Origin of the sequence: Micromonospora sp. NPDC057141, from assembly GCF_042670805.1 — a bacterium.
In the GTDB taxonomy this organism is placed as follows: Bacteria; Actinomycetota; Actinomycetes; order Mycobacteriales; family Micromonosporaceae; genus Micromonospora.
In genome coordinates, this window is record NZ_JBHUVA010000002.1 from 283,679 (window position 1) to 302,745 (window position 19,067).

At 70.2% G+C, this 19,067-nt stretch carries 13 protein-coding genes; 3 read left to right on the forward strand and 10 right to left on the reverse strand.

Annotated features, from left to right (window positions below):
* The first annotated feature begins 182 nt into the window (after window positions 1-182).
* Window positions 183-3,287, forward strand: a complete 3,105-nt coding sequence (locus ACFT41_RS03230) for a hypothetical protein (RefSeq protein ID WP_377613719.1) — start codon at window positions 183-185, stop codon at window positions 3,285-3,287.
* 4 nt (window positions 3,288-3,291) lie between these two features.
* Here ACFT41_RS03230 and murC read toward each other — a convergent pair whose 3' ends face one another.
* The 4 genes from murC to ACFT41_RS03250 form a co-directional block, all read right to left on the reverse strand.
* Window positions 3,292-4,773 (reverse strand): UDP-N-acetylmuramate--L-alanine ligase, encoded by a 1,482-nt coding sequence (gene murC, locus ACFT41_RS03235; RefSeq protein ID WP_377583769.1) that lies wholly within the window; start codon window positions 4,771-4,773, stop codon window positions 3,292-3,294.
* A gap of 2,501 nt (window positions 4,774-7,274) precedes the next feature.
* On the reverse strand, window positions 7,275-7,688 hold the full coding sequence (locus ACFT41_RS03240) for an Imm1 family immunity protein (protein ID WP_377583771.1): 414 nt from the start codon (window positions 7,686-7,688) through the stop codon (window positions 7,275-7,277).
* Complete coding sequence (locus ACFT41_RS03245) at window positions 7,685-8,794, reverse strand: DUF6244 family protein (RefSeq protein ID WP_377583773.1); 1,110 nt, start codon at window positions 8,792-8,794, stop codon at window positions 7,685-7,687. Before ACFT41_RS03245 ends, ACFT41_RS03240 begins: the two co-directional genes overlap by 4 nt.
* A 364-nt stretch (window positions 8,795-9,158) precedes the next feature.
* Complete coding sequence (locus tag ACFT41_RS03250; protein ID WP_377583849.1) at window positions 9,159-9,899, reverse strand: alpha/beta fold hydrolase; 741 nt, start codon at window positions 9,897-9,899, stop codon at window positions 9,159-9,161.
* 56 nt (window positions 9,900-9,955) lie between these two features.
* Between ACFT41_RS03250 and ACFT41_RS03255 the strand changes: the two genes are divergently transcribed.
* Window positions 9,956-10,915 carry a helix-turn-helix transcriptional regulator gene (locus ACFT41_RS03255; RefSeq protein ID WP_377583775.1) on the forward strand — a complete coding sequence of 320 codons (960 nt, stop codon included), beginning with the start codon at window positions 9,956-9,958 and terminating at the stop codon, window positions 10,913-10,915.
* A 253-nt stretch (window positions 10,916-11,168) separates the two neighbouring features.
* On the opposite strand, the gene ACFT41_RS03260 is transcribed toward ACFT41_RS03255, so the two are convergent.
* The 6 genes from ACFT41_RS03260 to ACFT41_RS03285 form a co-directional block, all read right to left on the reverse strand.
* Window positions 11,169-12,644 (reverse strand): tyrosine-type recombinase/integrase, encoded by a 1,476-nt coding sequence (locus ACFT41_RS03260; protein WP_377583778.1) that lies wholly within the window; start codon window positions 12,642-12,644, stop codon window positions 11,169-11,171.
* Window positions 12,641-13,003: a hypothetical protein gene (locus ACFT41_RS03265; RefSeq protein ID WP_377583781.1), complete on the reverse strand. Its 363-nt coding sequence runs from the start codon at window positions 13,001-13,003 to the stop codon at window positions 12,641-12,643. Before ACFT41_RS03265 ends, ACFT41_RS03260 begins: the two co-directional genes overlap by 4 nt.
* A 129-nt stretch (window positions 13,004-13,132) precedes the next feature.
* On the reverse strand, window positions 13,133-13,987 hold the full coding sequence (locus ACFT41_RS03270; RefSeq protein ID WP_377583783.1) for a hypothetical protein: 855 nt from the start codon (window positions 13,985-13,987) through the stop codon (window positions 13,133-13,135).
* Window positions 13,956-14,504, reverse strand: coding sequence for a DNA cytosine methyltransferase (locus tag ACFT41_RS03275; RefSeq protein WP_377583786.1), 549 nt, complete (start codon window positions 14,502-14,504; stop codon window positions 13,956-13,958). Before ACFT41_RS03275 ends, ACFT41_RS03270 begins: the two co-directional genes overlap by 32 nt.
* Complete coding sequence (locus tag ACFT41_RS03280; protein ID WP_377583789.1) at window positions 14,501-15,367, reverse strand: hypothetical protein; 867 nt, start codon at window positions 15,365-15,367, stop codon at window positions 14,501-14,503. The genes ACFT41_RS03275 and ACFT41_RS03280 overlap by 4 nt, the downstream gene beginning before the upstream one ends.
* Window positions 15,364-16,332, reverse strand: coding sequence for a TRM11 family SAM-dependent methyltransferase (locus tag ACFT41_RS03285; RefSeq protein ID WP_377583852.1), 969 nt, complete (start codon window positions 16,330-16,332; stop codon window positions 15,364-15,366). The genes ACFT41_RS03280 and ACFT41_RS03285 overlap by 4 nt, the downstream gene beginning before the upstream one ends.
* Window positions 16,333-18,064: 1,732 nt before the next feature.
* Here ACFT41_RS03285 and ACFT41_RS03290 point away from each other — a divergent pair.
* Entirely contained in the window at window positions 18,065-18,931 is an 867-nt protein-coding gene (locus tag ACFT41_RS03290) for a hypothetical protein (protein WP_377583791.1), read from the forward strand.
* Window positions 18,932-19,067 lie beyond the last annotated feature (136 nt).

Consider the following 19,067-nt stretch of genomic DNA (forward strand, 5'->3'; position numbering starts at 1 on the left):
ACCGGATGAGTCCGCGACGCGCTGGGCGGGGCAACCCGATCGATCAGACGGCCTGGCCCGCTAAGGGGAAGCTGCGAGACTGGCTGGTCTACTGCGACCAGATCCACCGGGACAACGGCCAGCCCAGTCTCAGCAAGCTGGCCTCGGCGTTGAGGATGACCTCCCGTTCCCGGATCAGTGAGATGTTGCGCGGTTTGGGTCAACCCGCCGACGAGGCTCAGGCCCGCAACCTGCTGCTGGCCTTGGGGGCTGACGACGACCAGGTTGTTCGGGGAGTGCGCAAGTACCGGGCCGTCCGCGCAGGACAGGTTGAGCAGGACCAGGCAGAGCGTGGTATGCGACGGCCGGACTGGTGGCGGCGTTCCGGCTACGTCAAGCAGGTCGGTGACATCGCCCCGCCGCAGCTGCTGCAGCGGCAGGAGGAGCTGGCCGAGCTGGCTGCCTGGTGCGCGGGTGGGGACGAGGCGTACGTGTGGTGGCAGGCAGGGCCGCGGGCGGGTAAGTCCGCCTTGATGTCCTGGTTCGTGTTGCATCCACCGGCAGGAGTGTGGGTGGTTTCGTTCTTTGTCACCGCTCGCTACACCGGGCAGTCTGACAGCACCGCGTTCACCGACGAGCTGATCGACCAGCTCGCGGCGATCATCGGGCAGCAGGTGCCCCCGGTCACTTCCACGCGGGAACGCGATCGGCTGCGCCGCCAGCTATTCGAGGCGGCCGCCGCCCGGGCGGTGAAGACCGGACACCGGTTGGTGTTGCTGGTCGACGGGCTGGACGAGGACTGCGGCTCGCACCCTGGCTCCGGGTTGCCTAGCATCGCCCGGTGTTTGCCCAGACACCTGCCCGACGGGGTTCGGGTGATTGTGGCCGGTCGTCCCGATCCGCCACTGCCCGCCGACGTCAACAACGATCCCGGCCATCCGTTGCACCAGTGCCGGGTCCGGCTGCTGGCTGCGTCCCCGCACGCCCAGCAGGTCATGCAGCTGGCCCAGGATGAGCTCGACGAGGTCCTGGCCACCGATCCCGATCGGGACGACGGTCTCGGCCGCCAGGTCCTCGGGCTGGTCACAGCTAGCGGCGGTGGCCTGGACCACCGCGACCTGCATGAGTTGACCGGCCGGCCCGTGTTCGAGATCGACTGGCTGCTGCGCGGGGTGTTCGGGCGCACCATCGCCGGTCGGAGCGACCCGCATGCCGCGAAACGGGTGTTCCTGTTCACCCACGAAACCCTGCGTGTGCAGGCCATCGACCGGCTCGGCCCACACACCCTGGCCGGGTTCGTCCAACGCCTGCACACCTGGGCCGACTGTTACCGCCGACAGCGCTGGCCTGCCGGCACCCCGGCCTATCTGCTGCGCGGATACCAGCGCATGCTCGAAGCCACCGACGACCTCAACCGATTGATCGTCCTGGCCACCGACCCCGCACGCCACGATCGCATGCTCGATGCCACCGGCGGTGACGCCGCCTCGCTAGCCGAGATCGCCGCCGCCCAAACCCTCAACTGCGCCCAGCCCCGTCCTGACCTGGCCGCCGCCCTCCGCCTGGCCTGGTGCCGCGACCACCTCGCCCACCGCAATGCCCGCATCCCGGCCCGCCTCCCCACCGTCTGGGCCGCTCTTGGACACCCCATCCGCGCCGAAGCCCTTGCCCGGTCCATCCCCGCCCCGTACCGGCAGGCGCAGGCCCTCACCGGCTTGGTTGAGGCGATCGCGGCTGGTGGCGAGCACGAGTGGGCTCAGACGGTGGCCAATGACGCCGAGCGGGTCGCCCGGTCCATCGCCGACCCGCACAACCAGGCCGAGCTACTGATCGGCCTGGCCCAAGCAGTTGCGACTGCCGGCGAGCATGAGCGGGCTCGTGCGCTGGCCACTGACGCCGAGCATGTCATTCTGTCTACCCTTCAGCCGTACTACATCGAAGATCCCATGGTCGGCTTGGCCCTAGTGGCCGCGGCCGTTGGTGAGTACGAGCGGGCCGAGCAGTACGTCGGGTATGTCACCGAGCCGTGCCAGCAGGCGTTCGCCTTGTCCGGCTTGGCCCGGGCGGCCGCAGCGGCCGGTGAGTACGAGCGGGCCCTCGCGTTGGCCACGGACGCCGAGAGGGTCGCCCGGTCCATCACCGACCCGTATCAGCAGGCTCAGGAAATGACCGGTGTGGTTGAGGCGGTCGCGGCGGCCGGCGAGCATGAGCGGGCTCGCGCGCTGGCCACTGACGCCGAGCAGGCAGCCCGGTCCATCACCGAGCCGGAGAAGCAGGCGTACGCCCTGACCAACCTGGCCCAAGCCGTTGCGGCGGCCGGCGAGCATGAGCGGGCTCGCGCGCTGGCCACTGACGCCGAGCGGGCCGCTCGGTCCATCACCCGATCTGACCAGGAGCCGTACGTCCTGAACCGCCTAGCCCAGGCGCTCGCGGCAGCCGGCGAGCACGAGCATGCCGAGCAGATCGCCCAGTCCCTCGCGAACCCATACCAGCAGGCTCAGGCGATGGCCGATTTGGTTGAGGCGGTTGAGGCGGTTGCGGCGGCCGGTGAGTACGAGAGGGCCCGCGCGCTGGCCACTGACGCCGAGCAGATCGCACGGTCCATCACCAACCCGGACCAGCAGGCTAGTGCGCTGAACGGGCTGCCCCAAGCGTTCGCAGCAGCCGGCGAGTACAAGCGTGCCGAGAAGATTGCCCGGTCCCTCATTGGCCCGTTCCAACAGGCGTACGCCCTGACTGGCCTCGCTCGGGCGGCCGCAGCTGCTGGCGAGCACGAGTCGGCCCGCGCACTGGCTACCGACGCTGAGCAGATTGCCCGGTCCATCACCAACCGGTTCGATCAGCCGCAGGTCCTGGCTGGCCTGGCCAGGGCGGCTGCGGCTGCCGGTGAGTACGAGCGAGCCGAGGAAATCGTCCGGTCCATCAATCCGTACTACTTCCAAGAAGCTCTGACCGTCTTGGTTGAGGTGATCGCGGCTGCCGGCGAGTACGGGCAGGCCGAGGAGATCGCCCGGTCCATAAGCGAGCGAGGTCAGCAGGAGCGCGCGCTGACCGGTCTGGCCCGGGCGGTCGCGGTTGCGGGCGAGGTCGAGCGGGCCGAGGAGATCGCCCGGTCCATAAAAGACCCCGGTCAACAGGCACGCGCTCTGACCGAACTGGCCTACGCCGCTGGGCCGACCGTCGCAAGATCGTTGAGCGCGGCCGCGTTGGCCGCCGGAAGCTGGACGATCCCGCTTATGGCAGTGGGCCAACTCGACGCCAAGGCCCTGTCCGACTTTGTCGACGAGTTCGTCTCTCGCCGGCGATAGCCGCCTATCGCCGGATGAGGGCGTCACCCTCTGACGGAGGTGAGGCCGACACCATGTTCTCGGACCGGCAGCCCAGCCTGTCCAGAATCGCCGCGCCGTAGCTGGTCACGTCACCGGTGCCCATCGTCATAACCAGGTCGCCACGCCCGGCCATCCGTCCGATCACCCGGGCGGCGTGGTCGGGCCCGAGGGGCAGGCAGTAGGTGCCGTCGCGGAGTCGGGCCATGATGGCGGTAGGGTCCGCCCCCGGTCGGGCCTGCGGCGCGGCGTCATGCACGTCGAGCAGCAGAACGTAGTCGGCGTGGTCCGCCAATACCCGCCCGATCTGCTCCCCGAAGGCTAGGACGCGGGCGTGTCCGGAGGGCTGGAACACCACGAACACCCGGCCTCGGGTCAGGGTGCGTGCGGCTTGCAGGTCGGCGGTGATCTCGTGCGGATGGGCGGTGTAGGAGTCGACCACCGTCACCCCGGCCCGGGTGTCGACGTGCTCGAACCGGCGGCGTACCCCGGCGAACGAGCACAATGCCCCACCGACCTCGGTGGGGTCGAGCCCGAGGGCGACCGCGCACGCCATGGCCGCCGCCGCGTTGGCCAGGTGATGTCCCGCCGGGGTCGGCAGGGTCAGCCCGACCTGCGTGCCATCCGGCATCCGTACCGTGGCCGACGCGCTCCACCCCTCTGCGTGTGCGTCCAGGAGCCGGACATCCGCCGTCCGGTCCCGGCCGAAGCGCAGCACCGTCAGGTCGGGTCGCTCGGCGGCGACGACGTGAGCGGCCACCGTCGAGCCCACACAGTCGGCGTTGACGACCAGGAAGCCGTTCACAGCGGTCCGGCAGCCGAACGTGACGTAGGCGCGCAGCAGATCAGCCTGGTTGGAGAAGTGCTCCGGGTGGCTGGTCACGTTGGTGATGACCGCGATCGACGGAGTCAGGAAGTGGAACGACAGGTCCGACCCGTCGGCCTCGGCGACCAGCAGCTTCGATCGGCCGAGCTGCGCTCCGGAGCCCGGGCTGGTCAGGTCGCCGCCGATCAGGTTGGTCGGATCCTGCCCGCAGGCTCGCAGAATGTGAGCCAGAGCGCCGACGGTGGTGGACTTGCCGTGCGACCCGGCCACCGCCACCAGCTGCCGCCCGGCGGCCAGCCTGTCGAGGACCTGCGCCGGGTGCACCACCGGGATACCAGCGGCACGCGCCGCCCGAACCTGCGGCACGTTGCGTGCGCTTGCCGGGCAGACCACGCAGCTCGCGCCCTCGAGATGCGCCACGTCATGGTCCAGGTACACCCGCGCACCGGCCGTCCGCAGCCCTTCGAGGATGGCCGAGTCGCGCACGTCGCTGCCGCTGACCTGGTGGCCCAGATCGGCCAGCAGCCGGGCCAGGCCGGACATCACCGGACCACCCACGCCCACGAAGTGCGGGCGAGCCAGATCGATCGGACCGGTGTAAACCGCCTCGATGCTCGGGTTTCCAGGGACCGTGTCGGTCATGGTGCAGTGTCTCCTTCGACAAGCCGACGGGTCAGTGACACGAACGGAGGTGCTAGGAGCCGCGCCTGTCCATCCGTCCGCTCCTTGCGTGGCTGAGATGGCGTCGGGTCGCCATCTCAGCCACGCGGGGCCAATCGATCCGCGTCGTCGATCCGCTGGCCTCACCGGCACAGTCGTTCTTGGCCGCCGGTGCGCCATCCCGCCTGCCGTCGCGGTACTGACTGCCCCGGCGCCAATCGCCGAGCGGTTCAATACTGAACCCGGGCACCTCCCGACTCTGACGCGGTGGGGTCGCGACGGAGAGGCAGCTGCCTCCTGCCAGTGCAGCCCTAAGAGCCGGTGTCGAACAGAGTCGACAACCGATCTCGACATCCCGCCCGCATGCATCGATCTTGCTCGGGTACTCCAGTTGTCCCATGCATGGACGAAGCGTGTCGAGCAACCGCGACCTGCCGACGCGCTGGCGTGGCCGCAGCCGCCTAGAGTGAGAGCTATCCCCAGGTGTGGCAACGCCGTCGGGCATCACGCGGTCCGCCACCGACCTCAGCGAGCACGGCCACTGGCCGCCTGCCGGATCCGGCAGGCTGGCACCGTCGCGGTCCCGGATCGTTCGGCCGGCCACCTCGTGGTTCTCGGCCGACAACGGCTACCGGATTGAACCCACCGGCCGCCGTGCCCTCACCGACGTCGTCGCCTGGCGCGAAACAGCCCTTAATGCTGCGGCCCTTGTTCTGCGATAGAAGCCCAGGAACCGGGGGGCGACGAGAAGCGGTTTCTGCCTTGAAGTGCAACGAGAGGCATTCTCGCGACATGCGGCCAGGACCAAATCCACGCATTCGGCCAGTGAAGAAGGGTCCTGATTTTCTTTCCACGCACCAGTAGCAACCGTGCGGTCCGGCGAAATTAGACGCAACCGAGAGCCGCTACCTGGTTAGGAGGGCCCTGCCCGGCGTTCGGGTGGGCTGAGCCTTGCAGCCGCAGAGCGCCGTTCCCGATCCCGCATGCTCATAGGGGAGGTCCCCCCTACCGCAACACCCATAGGCCACAGACGTGCTCGTCTACGGCAAGTCCATAAATGTGGCCAAGGGTGAGTGCTTCCGTGATTGCAGCGTTGCAAGCCGGCCGTGGGCGGGGGAGTAATCGCTGGCGAGAATGGCGGCGTCGGTTGGTGGCTTGGTGCTTAAGTCGCCTCACATGATCAGGAGGCGTTCGATTTCACCATTCGGATACTTGATCAGTAAGCTCCGACCATCACTGCGTTTCAAAACATCCTGTATAAGGTCGTAGACCTGGATTGCGCGGTTGAGCGTGTCCGTTCTGGTGTCCCCCGACTTCCGTACGGCACTATCAAGCGCCAACATTGAGCGCTGGGTTAGGTTGACGGTCACGCGGGTGAGAGGGCCCCCGGTTCCGCCATTTCCTCCAAGTGTGCCTGCTGGTGGGGGTGTGTTCTCTTGAGATCCAGGCCGGTTTGCGCCGTCATGATCCGGTTGAACAGACCCCTTCGCGGGCATATGCCTTCCCTTCTCCCGTGCGGGACTTCGTTCGAAGCTGGCGGCGACTGAGTAGGTGAAGTTTATTCAGTAGTTTGCCTACAGTTGCCGCCAATAGGCTCGCGGGTTCAGGGCTGTTAGTCAACAGCCCTCCTGGCTGGCGTGTCGCACACACTGTGCGATGCGTCTTGCGTGTCGTCTTGTCAGGATGCGATGGGGAGTAGAAGTGTCGTGATACAACCCATGTTAGTCATATTTCGCGCACACGGTCGTCGTTGAGGCCGGGTTAGAGAGGTTGTGAATATTGTTCGCTACGATGGGGGCCTTGCGGTGAACCAGAGTTGCTGTCCCTCGCAGAGCGTGGGTCCAGAGTTGAACCTGGCGGACCACGTCGATTGCAGTGAGTCGGAGCCGTCGGACAAGGCTCGGGTCTGGGTGCATCGTCGAACAGAGGGAGCGGCGGAAGGGATCTTCGCCGGAAGCTGGCAGCGGATCGGTATACAAGTAAAGCTCCTGCCGCCGAACCGGGATGGTGGGCGGGCTACTGTGTGGTTTCGAATCCTAGTAGCGCTGGCTGCCGCCGCAATCGCGAAAAGTGCCACGTCGCGCGGGTTGGTTCCTGAAGTAGTCGAGACGCCAACGGTCGTCTTGGTGCCCATATCGGTGCTTGCGGCATGGGCAATCAAGCGGATCCCAAAGTAGCTGGCCACGCCCGGACGGGAAGCGTGAGGACGGCTGCATCCATCAGAGTTCAGGTGTCAGCCGTCGGCATGGAAGCTGGAACTCGTGGCATCCGGCTCCCTGCAGTCTGAGGAGGCGATGGGTGGTCTAACCTTGCTGCGGAGTTGGACACCTACGCGGGTGCTCCTGCAAACTACTCCGGCGGAAAAGGGGAGCCAGCGGCTCCCCTTTTCTCTTCTCACCCACCGATACCTGCGCGCTGCACTCTCCGCCACTGGCTCTTGCCCCAGCACCGATGCGGACGCCAGCCAGCGCTCTACGCAGGGATCACGCGCTACATGCCGGCGGCTCTTCGTGAACCCAGACCACGCTGGCGGGTCGTTGGCCTGAGGTGACGTACTCGATGACGGCGTTGCGGGCGGTTGCGACGTTCACCCGGGCAAGGCCGGCGGGGATGTCCCGCAGACCGGTATCGGGGGACTCGTACACGGTGATCGGCGTGTCGGCATCGAGGTCGGTGGCGTGGCTGCCGTCGGGGAGCCACCGCAGTGCGGCCCGGTCGGCGTCCGCGTCGATGTCGATGCGCAACACCGGTCCGTCGGTGCTGCCGATGGTCAGTGTCTGTCCGCACTCGCCGTGGGGCATGATCGTCGTGATCTGTTCGTCGAAGCGGCTTCCCGCCTCGTCCGGGCTGGTCAGGTCGTAGGGGTGCCCGTGGTAGTCGCGTAGCAGCGGGGTCATCGGCTGATCCTTTCTCCGGTGCCGGTGTAGACACGGTGCCACCAGGTGGTGCCGCCGTCGCGGGTGACCCACACTCGTAGGCGGCTTCCTGCGGGCAGGATGGCCGGCAGGATCTTGTCACACGTCCAGGGGTAGGCCTGGTCTCGGTCGTTGGTGCCGCAGACGGTGTTGTCGATGGCGAGGTCCGCCTCGCCGCCGCCGGCGCGGCGCAGGTGCGCGGCGGCCTTCGACTCGACGTGGTCGTAGAAGGTGACCGGGGGCCCGCGTAGCGGGTCGTGGACGAGGTCGGCGGCCAGGGACCGGTCGCCTCCTCCGGAGGTGACCGGGATGCCGTCGAGGAATCCCTGGGTGGGACGGTTGCTGCCCGCCGGCCGAGGAGGCAGGGAAGTGGCGGCGGCACGGACGGTGTCGGGTAGCGCGCCAGGATCGACCTGCCGCCAGGTGGGGTCGACTGGCTCTGGGAAGGCGTTCTGTCCACCGTCAGATGCAGATCCCTGACCAGGGGTCGGCCCCGTGGGAGGGACGGGAGACACGGGCACGGGGTGAGTGGCGGGCTTGTCGTCGCCGCCCGTGGCCGGGGCGTCGAGCGCACCGACGTGGCGGGCTTGCGTCAGTGCTGCGTCGACGGCCTGACGGGTGGCCTCCCCACGGGTGCGAAGGATGTGGAGAAGGTCGTTCACCCTCTGCAGGCCCGCCAGCGTCGGGCCGGGCTGCCCTCCCCGCAAGGCGCCCACAACGTGCTGCCGCGCTTGCCCGATCTGCGCCGCCGACGCGGTGATGCCGCTGTCGACACCGGTGAGGGCCGCAGCCACCGGGGCCAGCACGGCGGTGACGTCGTGCGGGGAGGACTGCTGCGGCACCGACGCGACCGCACGCGTCGTCTCGCCAAGGACACCACCGATCGAGGTTAGCTGCGCCCGGACCTGCCCGAGAATGCCGCGCACCGGAGTGAGCCTTGCCACGACCGCCGTGAAGCCGGCGGCCGCGGCCCGGACGATGGTCTGCTCCACAGCGCCGTCCACCGCCCGCACGTGTTGCTCAGTGCTGGCGATACCGGCGGCCATCGCCTTCAGGTCACCGAGGATGCCGTCGATCAGCGACATCATCCGTCCTCACCTGGCGGCCCCCGCGCCCCTCGACTCCAGGCTATCGATCGGCATGAAGGCAAGACAACGCCAGGCCATGCGGGACCTCACGGCACGGTGTCGCCACGGGCTGTCGGCGTACGGGTTCGAGTGCAGAGCCGGGTACGCCACCGAATACCCGGCAGCTATCGACATCTGCGAGTGTGGCTGCGGCTCACGGCCGAGCTTGCTCTGCGATCAACTACGGTCAGTCATGCTGGTCGACCCGGCGGCGTCCGGATCTAGCCGAATTGAGGACGTCGCCGTGGGTGGCAAGGCCGGGTCGTTCGGTTCCGTCGTCGACCGCTGCCGGGTGAGCTGGTGGTTGGTCATCCGGCAGCGGCGGTTACGCCGTCAACTGCGCGTGGTGCAGGATTGCGGCCAGCTCGACCGGCCGGTTGAGCATCGGCCAATGCCAGGTCGGTAGTTCCTCAAAGCGCCAGACGTCGCCGGCCATGTGGCGGTACAGCGGCATTGTCGCGGCCATTGCCTGCGCCTGCTCGGCGGTGAAGCTCGACAGCACGCCGAGTCTGGGCAGACTCTCCCATGCCCCGGTCAGCCGGACCGGGGCGGTGGCGGTCGCCCACGGCTGGTCGACCGACCGCTCGTGCAGCAACGTGACGATCGAGTCATCCACGTCGGGCACGCTGGCGGCCACGTCGGCCCAGGGTGGCGGCGGCAGCCGCCACCCTGCACCGTGGTCGGCTACCAATGCCGCGTTGCGCTCGCGCTCGGCCGGCGGGGTGAACTCGACCTGGGTCACCCCGTCGGGCAGCGGGCCGGTGTCGACATAGACCAGTTGGGCGACGCGGTCGGTGACTCGGTCGGCAGCCGCGGTGACGACGCTACCGGCGTAGCTGTGCCCAACGAGTACCACCTCGCGAAGGCCCTCGTAGCGCAGGAGATTGACCACGTCGGTGACATGGACGTCGAAGTCGGTGTCAGGACGGCCCAGGTGGGCCCGCTCCCCGAGGCCGGTCAGGCTGATCGGGTACACGTCGTGGCCGTGCCGGCGCAGTTCAGCGGCCGTCGATTGCCAGGCCCAGGCGCCGAGCCAGAACCCGGGGACCAGTACGAATGTCGTCATGCCCGGCACGCTACGCTCAATACCGGACAGTTTCCGCCCGGATTGGGAGGACCTCCTTGGCCAGGCCGACAGCCCGGGTACTCGCCCTGCTGGAGATCCTCCAGTCGGGCGGCGCATTCAGCGTCGCAGACCTGGCCCGCCGGCTCAGCGTCGACGAGCGCACCGTCCGCCGCTACGTAACCCACCTCCTCGACCTGGACATCCCGGTCGAGGCGCGCCGTGGCCGCTACGGCGGGTACCGGCTCGCACCCGGATACAAGTTGCCGCCGCTCATGCTCACCGACGAGGAGGCCGTCGCCATCGCCCTCGGCCTTGCCGCCGGCCGCAGCGCGGGACTGGTCACCGATCACGCGGCCACCGAGAGCGCCGCCGCCAAGCTGCGCCGGGTACTGCCAGCTGCCCTTGCCCGGCGCATCGACGCCCTACTGGTCACCATGGACGTCACCGGGCCGGTCCGGCAGCCCACCCCGCCCGGCGCCGAGGTGCTGCTGGTGCTCGCCGAGGCAGCCCGCCACCGACACCCGGTACAGCTGACGTACACCAGCTGGCATGGCCGCTCCAGCGAACGCGGCCTCGACCCGTATGGGCTGGTCTTCCACAACGGTCGCTGGTACGTCACCGGTCGCGACCACGCCAGCGGATCCGTTCGGACGTTCCGACTCGATCGCATCGGTGCCACTCACGCCACCGCCGGAGCTTTCGAAGTGCCGGCCGGGTTCGACCCCACCGGACACGTCCTTGCCGGACTGGCCTCGGTGGCCTACGCCCACGACGTCTCGGTCCTGCTGCACACCAGCCTCGCCCAGGCACGGCGGCGGATCCCTCCATCAGTCGGCACACTCACCGAGGTCACCGACGGAGTGCGGCTGACGACCCGAGCCGAACACCTCGGCGGTGCCGCCCAGATGCTTGCCGGGCTCGGCTGGCCCTTCACCATCGAACGACCCGCCGAACTCAGAGCCGAGGTGCGCGCCCTGGCCGCCCGCCTACTCACCCACGCAGACGCAGGCGAGTAGACCCGCCACAGCGGCCCCTCGACGTTGGAACGCCGGCAAGCATGAAACTCCGTCCCTGCCGCGATTCAGGCGACGGCCCACGTCCACCGGCTACGCACCGTGAGCAACGGACGTGCGTCGCCTGGGCGAGTGGCGCCGCAAGGTCCCCCAGCGCCACTCGCCCAGACCTCTGCACATTTGGCGTACCTGGCTCTGCACCGGAACCCGTACGCCGACAACGGGCCGGGGGCGTGCAGGCTCCGCGTCGGCGGGCTTACGCAGCAGCGTCGTCGCGGGGGATGAGCTCGGCGGCGGCATCGGCGCGGCCACGCTCATGATCGAGGATGACGGAGGTGTAGGTGTCGGAGGTCAGCCCGATGGTGGAGTGACCGAGCACTTCCTGGATCTCCTTCATGTCGGCGCCGCCGTGGCGTAGGTAGGTGGCCGCGCAGTGGCGAAGGTCGTGCAGCCGCACGGGCGGCAGCCCGGCCTTGGCGACGAGGTGGTCGAAGCGGTCGCTGATGGTCTGCGGGTGCCACGGCTGACCGTCCGGGCGGACGAAGAACAATCCGCTGTCGGGCCAGGTGCCGTCGCTGACGCTCTGCCAGCGGCGGCGCATGTCGAGGTATGTGCCCAGGGCGGCGATGGTCTTCGGGCCGAGGGGAACGACCCGGTCCCCGGCGTCACTCTTGACGTGGCGGGTAATCGGCTTGTAGCCGACGGTCGTGATCTGCTGCACGACGGTGAGGTAACCGGCGTCGAGATCGACGTCGTGGTCGCGCAGCCCGCACGCCTCACCACGTCGCAGGCCCCGGTGCAGGATCAGCAGGAACATGGCGTAGAGGACGATGTCGTGGCCCTCGGTGTAGTCGAGGAACCGCCCGGCCTGCGCGGGCATCCACACCATCACCGGGCTCGGGCGTTTCCCCGTGGCCTGCCAGTGCTCGACCGCCTTCGCGGTCCACACCCGCGCCTTGGGCCGGCGGGCGGTGGGTAGTTCGATGCCGAGGGCAGGGTTGGCGGGGATCAGCTTCGCGCGGACGACCGCGTCGTTGAGGGCCTTGCGCAGGGTGGCGTAGAGCCGTTGGGTGCTGGAGGCCCCCATCGGCCGCACGCCCTTGACCTTGGCACGCACGTCGGGGTCGACGCTGGCGCGGGCCGCGCGGATCTCGTCCTGCTGCCGGCCGATGGCCGTGAACATGGCCTCCAAATGCCCGGTGCGCAGGCTCTGGATCGGGATCTGCCCCAGGTGGGGAATCAGATACAGACGGATATGGTCGGCGTAGCCGCGCACCGTCTTCTCCGCCAGCCCTCGCCGCCCGTCCAGCCAGGCGGTGAGGTACTCGCCAGTGGTGGTGGGCACAGCGGCGGGCACCCCGGCGCGGATGCGGGCGGCAACCGCGTCCCGATCCGGCAGCGGGCTACCCGGCCGGCAGACGTGCAGCAGGTCTCCAACCTGCACGGCGAGGTCGTGGTCACCGTCGGCGAGGTCGAGCAGCGCGCGTGCGTGGCGCAGCTCCGCGCTGGCGGCGTCGCGGCTGTCGAAGCCGGAACGGCGCAGTTGCCGGCGCGGCTGGGTGGCCCGGATCGGTAATTCCAGCTGGTAGCCCCACACCCCGTGGGTGGGGTGCCAGCCGCCGCCGGGGCGGCGCAGCTTCGGGCATCGGCTGCCAAGCCTCTTGCCCGTGGCCGGGTCGGTGCAGGTGCAGCGTTTGGTGAGGGCCCCTTCGGGCCCGCGGGCGCGGGTCACGGTTCCTTCTTTCGGTCACCACCGTCGTGCGGCGGGTCGATGCTGCTGATTTCCTGGTGGTGATCGACGCTTCGCATGCCGCCCGGGGTCAAGTCGTCAGGGCAGACGGTGAGGCCGAGGACGGTGAGGATCCCGGCGACGGGCACCTTGTAGCGAGCGCCGACCCGGATGATCGGCACCGGGAACCCGCCGGTGCGGGCGAGGTCGTAGGACAGGGCACGTCCCAGGCCGAACACGCGGCCGGCGGTGGGCAGGTCGGTGATCGCGCCGAGCGCGCGGATCCGCTCCTCGGTCCACACCTCACCGCTGCGGTCGCGGGCACTGGTCGTCTCGTGGTCATCGATATTGCGGCTGGTCACAGTGGACTCCTAATGGATGTCGAAAGGGGCAGTCAGAAGAGGAAGCAGCCATCGATACAGCGGACGTGTCGCCCGCGTGGCCTCGCGCATCGGTGGGGTTGGTCCCAGACGACGTTGCGCAGCCGGCTCTCACGCCTGTGCCTGCCGGCGGTGTGGGCACAGCAGCAGCCGAAGAGCTGTGGCCGCCTGCTGGGCGACGACGCCGTTGCCGAGGATCCGCAGCGCGGCGGTGCGCGGCAGGCCTAGCATCGGGTCGGTGACCCACCCCTGGTCGAGGCCCATGAGCCACTCCACGAACGGTGGGGCCAGGACCGGTTTGCCGTGCCGGCCCGGCTGGGTCGGCTCCGGCGCCGGGCGGCCGAGGAGGAGTTCCCACCGTGCCACCGCGGCGGCGTAGGCACCCCACCGGTCGGTGTCGGGCTGGCCGAGCCCGGCGACGGTGGTGCGTAGGTCGCTGCCGCCGTCGCCATGCCTGCCGGGTCCGCGTGCGTCGGAGGCGCGCGGGGTGGGCAGGGTTCTGGCTGGCACCCGCACGGCGGCTGAGGGGAGGGTGAGGTCGCCGTGTGAGCCGCGCTGCCCGGGGCAGCCTTTGACGCCGTCGGTGGCCCTCGGGGTGGGCAGGAGCACCTGTGACAGCGGCGGCCGGAAACCGGCACCGGCTCGCCGGCCCGGGGTGCCGGTGTCACTGGCCCTCGGCGTCGGCAACAGCCGCGCCGCGCCGGCCTGCGCCCACACAGCGTGCCCACTGGCGGCGGCGACCGAGGAAGGGCTGTCGGCGCCGGCCGGTGGTGGCGGGGTGGCGATACCGGCCAGGCTCGGGCAGGCCACCCCGACCGGCAGGGGCGTGTTCGACCCGGAGGCCACCGCGGCCGGGGTGGGCAGCACGCCGTGGCGGGTGCCGCCGGGTTCGATCAGGTCCGGCAGCCCATGCTGGTGGCCGGGTCCTTTGCCGTCACGGGCGCAGGGTGTCGGCAACGTCCGCACCTGTTCTCGCTCCGCCGGGTGTGGCCAGCAGGAACAGCCGGTCCCGTCGGTGGGCGGCGCCGATGTCGGATGCGCGTAGGCATAGCCAGCTCGTGTCGTACCCGATCTTGGCCAGATCACGGTGGACGACGTCGAAGCCTCGGCGCAGGAGCGCGGCGACGTTCTCCACGAACAGCAGTCGCGGTCGTAGGACGCGAACGGCGGTGGCGACGTGGTTCCAGACGCTGGAGTGCGCGCCGGTGATGCCGGCGCGTTTCCCGGCGTCGCTGATGTCCTGGCAGGGGAACCCGGCGGTGAGGATGTCGACGGGGGCGACGTGGGTCCAGTCGACGATGCTGATGTCGCCGAGGTTGGGGATGTCGGGCCAGTGGTGGGCCAGGACGGTGGCGGCGTGCCGGTCGGTTTCGGCGTACCAGGTGAGCCGGCCGCCGAGCACCAGCTCGACGGCCAGGTCGAGGCCCCCGTAGCCGGTGCAGACCGAGCCGACCCGTGGTGCGGCGGTAGCTTCAACGTTCACGCCACCTCCCCACGCCCCGCAGCGGCGGGTGCCGTCCCGTCGTGCGGGCAGGTCCACGGCCCACAGCCAGGCGCATCCGCCGGCCGAGGATGTGGACGGAGCACCACCTCGTCGAGCGGCACCCGGGCCCTGTGCAGGAAGAACTGCCCGCGTAGCGGGTGCCCGTCGGCGTTGGCCTTCGCAGAGCCGTGGCGGATGGCGCGGTCGAAGGCGACCGCTGCCGCCCACTCCGCCGGGCTGTTGGCCTTCAGGTCGGCCCAGAAGCTGTCGTCGTGGAACGGGCAGCCCACGCACGACGACTTCGGGGTGTCCCCGAGGCCCCGCTCGGCCAGGAACCGGAGACAGTCGGTCCGCCGCCACCCCAGGTCGAGCAGCGGATGGACGTTGCGCATGTAGCCGACGTCGGAGTCGCGGGCCCGGCCGATCTCGTCCACGCTGATCCCGATCGCCATCTGCGCCCACACGCCGACGGGCATCCGCGTCGGGTGCGGGTAGCCGAGCCGGCGACGCACTTCCGCCTTGATGGGTTTGATCTTGTATTCGCCGGTGCACTGTCGCCGGGCCATGCCCCGCTCCCCGTTGGGCCCCAGGGTGAACAGGGGCATGGACGCGAAGCGGTGTTTGGGGTCGAGGGCGTCGGCTCGGATGTCTCCGGTGCTGACCCGTACGACCTCGATGCCGGCGCGGTGGGCGATGCCGGTCAGCCGGTCCAGGTGACGGTAGACCGCCGCCGGTTCCCAGGACGTGTCGGCGAAGATCGCCGCGTCGAACGCGGGGATCGTGCCCTGGGCGGCGAGCAGCAGGAGCGTGGTGCTCTGCACACCCGCGCCCAGCGACAGGTAGCGGTGGCCGGGCGCGTTCACGCGACCACCCCGGCTCCGCCGTCGGAGTTCCGCTTGGCGAGGATCAGGACGTCCTCGTGGGCGATGAGGTGCATCGGCACCCCACAGGCCCTCGCCTTACGCACCTGCTGGAGTTGGAAGAAGCTGGGGCGGGCGACGAGGTGCCCGTCGCGGACGGCGGCGAGGAGCGCGACGCACCGTTCGATCGGGACGAGGCCGGCGCGCTGGCCGGCGGCGATGACGGCGCTGGGCAGGTCGACCAGCTCGCCGTGCTTGCGCCACGGCCGGGCGGTGACCACGACGACGCCGCCGGGGCGCAGCAGGGTGGCGCAGCCGGCCAGGATGCGGGTGAACCCGTCGGCGAGGCCGGTCAGGTCGCGGTAGGCGAGGTTGCCCCGGTCCTGGCCGTCGTTGTACCGGTCGTCGTGCTTGACGACCCCGTCCGCGCCGGGCCGGACGAGGCCGTGAACGGTCGGCCCGTACGGCGGGGAGGTGACCACGAGCGCCACCTGCCCGGTGAGGGCCGCGGGCACGAGGGACATCAGGCGGGTGGAGTCGCCGCGGATCACCGACGCCCGTCCGGTGGCGCCCTGGTCGTGGGCGTGGCGGATGTTGGCGTCGGCGATGTTCGACCACTGCGGCTCGTACTCGATGCCGAACGCGTCGCGGCCGGCGTGGACCGCCTCGACCAGGGTGGTGCCGATGCCGCACATCGGGTCCATGACCAGGTCCCCGGGCCGGGTGTAGGCGCATACCGCGTGGGCGGCGATCGCCGGCAGCATCCGGGCCGGGTGCTTGACCGACTCCGGCACGTACCGGCCTCGCCGCTGCACCGGGCCGGTGGACTGGGCGGTCGCCCACACGGACAGGACCTCAGGGGCGGCGCGGTGCCTGCCCTGGTAGTCCTCGGCTGCAGGGCTGGGGGTGTGGTGGGGCGTGTTCGGGTCGGGCTGTCCGGTGGGGTGCTGCTCAGGCACGGCGCTCACCGCCCTCGCGCTTGTGGCGTTGCCCCGACTCGGCCGTGACGGGAGCGGAGTGAACACCAGCAGGTCCGCGTGCACCCTCAGATGGGCGACCCGCCACCGCTCCGGATCGGCGTGGGCGAGGGTGAGCAGCTCCTCATCGGTGACGTGGTAGACGAACTGGTCGCCGTCGGTGTCGGCCTCGACGGCGACGACGTGCTGCAGGTAGCCGAGACCCGCGCGGGAAGCCGCCGCCACGAGCGGCCCGAAGTCCTCCGGCGCCGTCTGGACGCCGGCGGGGACGCCGACGACGAGGACGAGGCAGCCTCCCGGGCGCAGCAGCCGCGCGCAGGCCGCGAGCAGCCAGGCGAGCCGGACCCGGGCGGGCGCGTCGGCCTCGTGCAGCGGCCAGCAGGCGACCACCAGGCTGGTGGCCGCGTCCCACGAGCCGTCGTCAGACGGCCGCACGAGCGCGTCGGTGTCGGGCAGGCCGGGGTCGGTGAGGTCGTCGCCGAACCACTCGGCCAGCCCGGGCGGGTCTCCGTCACCGGCCTCGGGCTCGCCGGGGGTGGCGGACGGGTTGGCCTCGACCGCTGGCGGGCCGGCGGTGGCGGGTCCGATGATCAGGGTGGAGCTGTCGGTGAACCAGGCACGGTGGTGCCGGCGGCCACCCCGGGCGCAGGTCGCGGCCAGGGCGTGGTCGGTGGTGAGGTCGACGACCGCCTCCCCGGGCCGGCTGTAGGCGGCGACGAGCCGGTAGGCGAGGCGGGCGGGCAGGCTGGTGTCCGTCGCGGCCCGGGTGCGGGCCGTGCGCCAGACCGTGATCGGCACCGGCGGGTCGCCGGCGATCAGGTCGACGAGTGCGGCGTCGGTCGGCTCGACAGGCTCGGCCGGGTGGTGCGGGTGCGGCGTGTGCTCGCTCATGTGGATGTCGGCTCCGCGCCGCGCCGTGAAGCGCTGACACCCCCAAACCGGGCCGTGTGAGTCCCGGCGAACACTTGCCGACCTCACAACCGCTCACAGCAGCCCACAGGGCCAGCCCTTGAGGGTTCCGCTCCCGCAGCTCGCGCCACATGCCCACGACTGCTCCGCGAGGAGCCCCGAGCTGCGGATCCTGTCAGTCACACCGAGTCACTGACAGCGGTGGTGTGTCGGGTGCGGTCCACTCCATGGCCTCGGGCCGAGGGCTCCGGGCACCGCTATGGACCAGGGCGATGACCAGCGCTGTGAGGGATCTTCCGGCTGGCGTGGGGCCGGGCCGATGTCATCGGGGCGGCCAGGACAACGGGCCTTCTGCCACTGGGTGAGGTTGTCATCGGTGACAGAGCTTCCCGACTGTCACAGGGCGCATGACGGGGGAGCAGAGGCTGTCAGCGGCAAGCGGTGACAGCGGCGGTGAGTCGGCCACGACTGTCACGGGCTCGCGGACGCGACCGGTGTGAGCGTGGCCCATGCCTTGTCACAGGTCGCGGGTGGAAGCGGTCGCATCGCTGTCGAAGCGATCGGTCACAGGACTCTGTCAAGGTGTCACAGGGCAGGTCAAGGCACCCATGCCACTTCCTCTCCCAAGCGAATCCTGTCGATGACAGTTCTCTCGCCGACCTCAATGCGAGGGCGGGTGGCCGGCGGCGGTCGGGGCTCCGGGCTGCGCTGTCAGAGCGGTGTGAGGCACCCGTGGCGGAATGAATGGCACCGCTCGCCGTGACGACATCGGCGACGACACCGAACCCCTTCTCGTTGTCATAGGAGCTTTGACATGAGCGTGTCCGACACGGGCTGGCCGACGTCCGCGCTTGACGCGGCGGCGACCGCCTTCGCCGCGTTGACGTGTGAACCCGATCCGCCGCTGGTGCTCGACTGCGTGGCCTTCGACACCGATACGGGCCTGCCCCGACGGGTGATGCCGCTGCCCGCCTTGCGGGACTGGCTGCTGCGCCACCCCCGCGCCTACACGGCGCGTGACGAGGTGTGGCGGGAGGTGATCCGCCGCGCACGGCTCGACGGACCGCACTGGGTGGTGGGCGCGGTCGGCATGGCGTTGCCGGCGCTGCGGCAGTACGCGGCCCGCCTGTGCGAGGGCTACGACGGCGACCCGGCGGACGTGGACGCCGAGATCCTGACCGGGTTCCTGACCGCGTTACGCGACCGGGTCGACCTGGCCAAGGACGCCCCCTACGCGGGACTGTGCCGGGCCGCGTGGCGGGCCGGCCACGACCTGCGGGTGCGGCAGCGCGACTACTGGCCGGTGGAGGACATCGAACACGTCGCGGCCGGCCCCCGCACCCCGAAGGCACCCTACGGACACCCGGACCTGCTGGTCCGCCGTGCGGTCACGTTGGGAGTCCTCGACCCCGAGGACGAGCAGGCCTACATCGACGTGCGGCTCGGTCACCGCGCCATCGAACCCGTCGCGGACGCCAACGGCGTCAGCGTGGACGCGCTGCGCATGAGGCTGTCGCGGATCGACTCCCGCATCGCCGAGGCCCTCGCCGAAGGCCTGTTGACCGGGGTCGTATCGCCGCAGACCCTGACGCGACTGCGGCTGCGCGCTGGACAGCGCGGTCAGCGGCGGGCAGGCCGTGCCACGGCAGCCCGCCGCAAGGTTGTCCCGGTCTCGGCCTGACCGGCTTCCGCTGCGCCGACTGCGCCACCGGTGGCCCGACGTGCGTCGCGTCGGGCCACCGGTCGTTCCTGCTTCCGTCAAGCCACGTTCATCCTGCCTGCTGCGTCATCTCCCGGCGCAGGATGCTGATCTCGGC

Excerpts from the sequence above, each read along its gene's own strand:
- ACFT41_RS03230 (WP_377613719.1), top strand. The coding sequence starts at position 183 with ATGTTGCGCGGTTTGGGTCAACCCGCCGACGAGGCTCAGGCCCGCAAC.
- murC (WP_377583769.1), bottom strand. The coding sequence starts at position 4,773 with ATGACCGACACGGTCCCTGGAAACCCGAGCATCGAGGCGGTTTACACC.
- ACFT41_RS03240 (WP_377583771.1), bottom strand. The coding sequence starts at position 7,688 with ATGACCCCGCTGCTACGCGACTACCACGGGCACCCCTACGACCTGACC.
- ACFT41_RS03245 (WP_377583773.1), bottom strand. The coding sequence starts at position 8,794 with ATGATGTCGCTGATCGACGGCATCCTCGGTGACCTGAAGGCGATGGCC.
- ACFT41_RS03250 (WP_377583849.1), bottom strand. The coding sequence starts at position 9,899 with ATGACGACATTCGTACTGGTCCCCGGGTTCTGGCTCGGCGCCTGGGCC.
- ACFT41_RS03290 (WP_377583791.1), top strand. The coding sequence starts at position 18,065 with ATGAGCGTGTCCGACACGGGCTGGCCGACGTCCGCGCTTGACGCGGCG.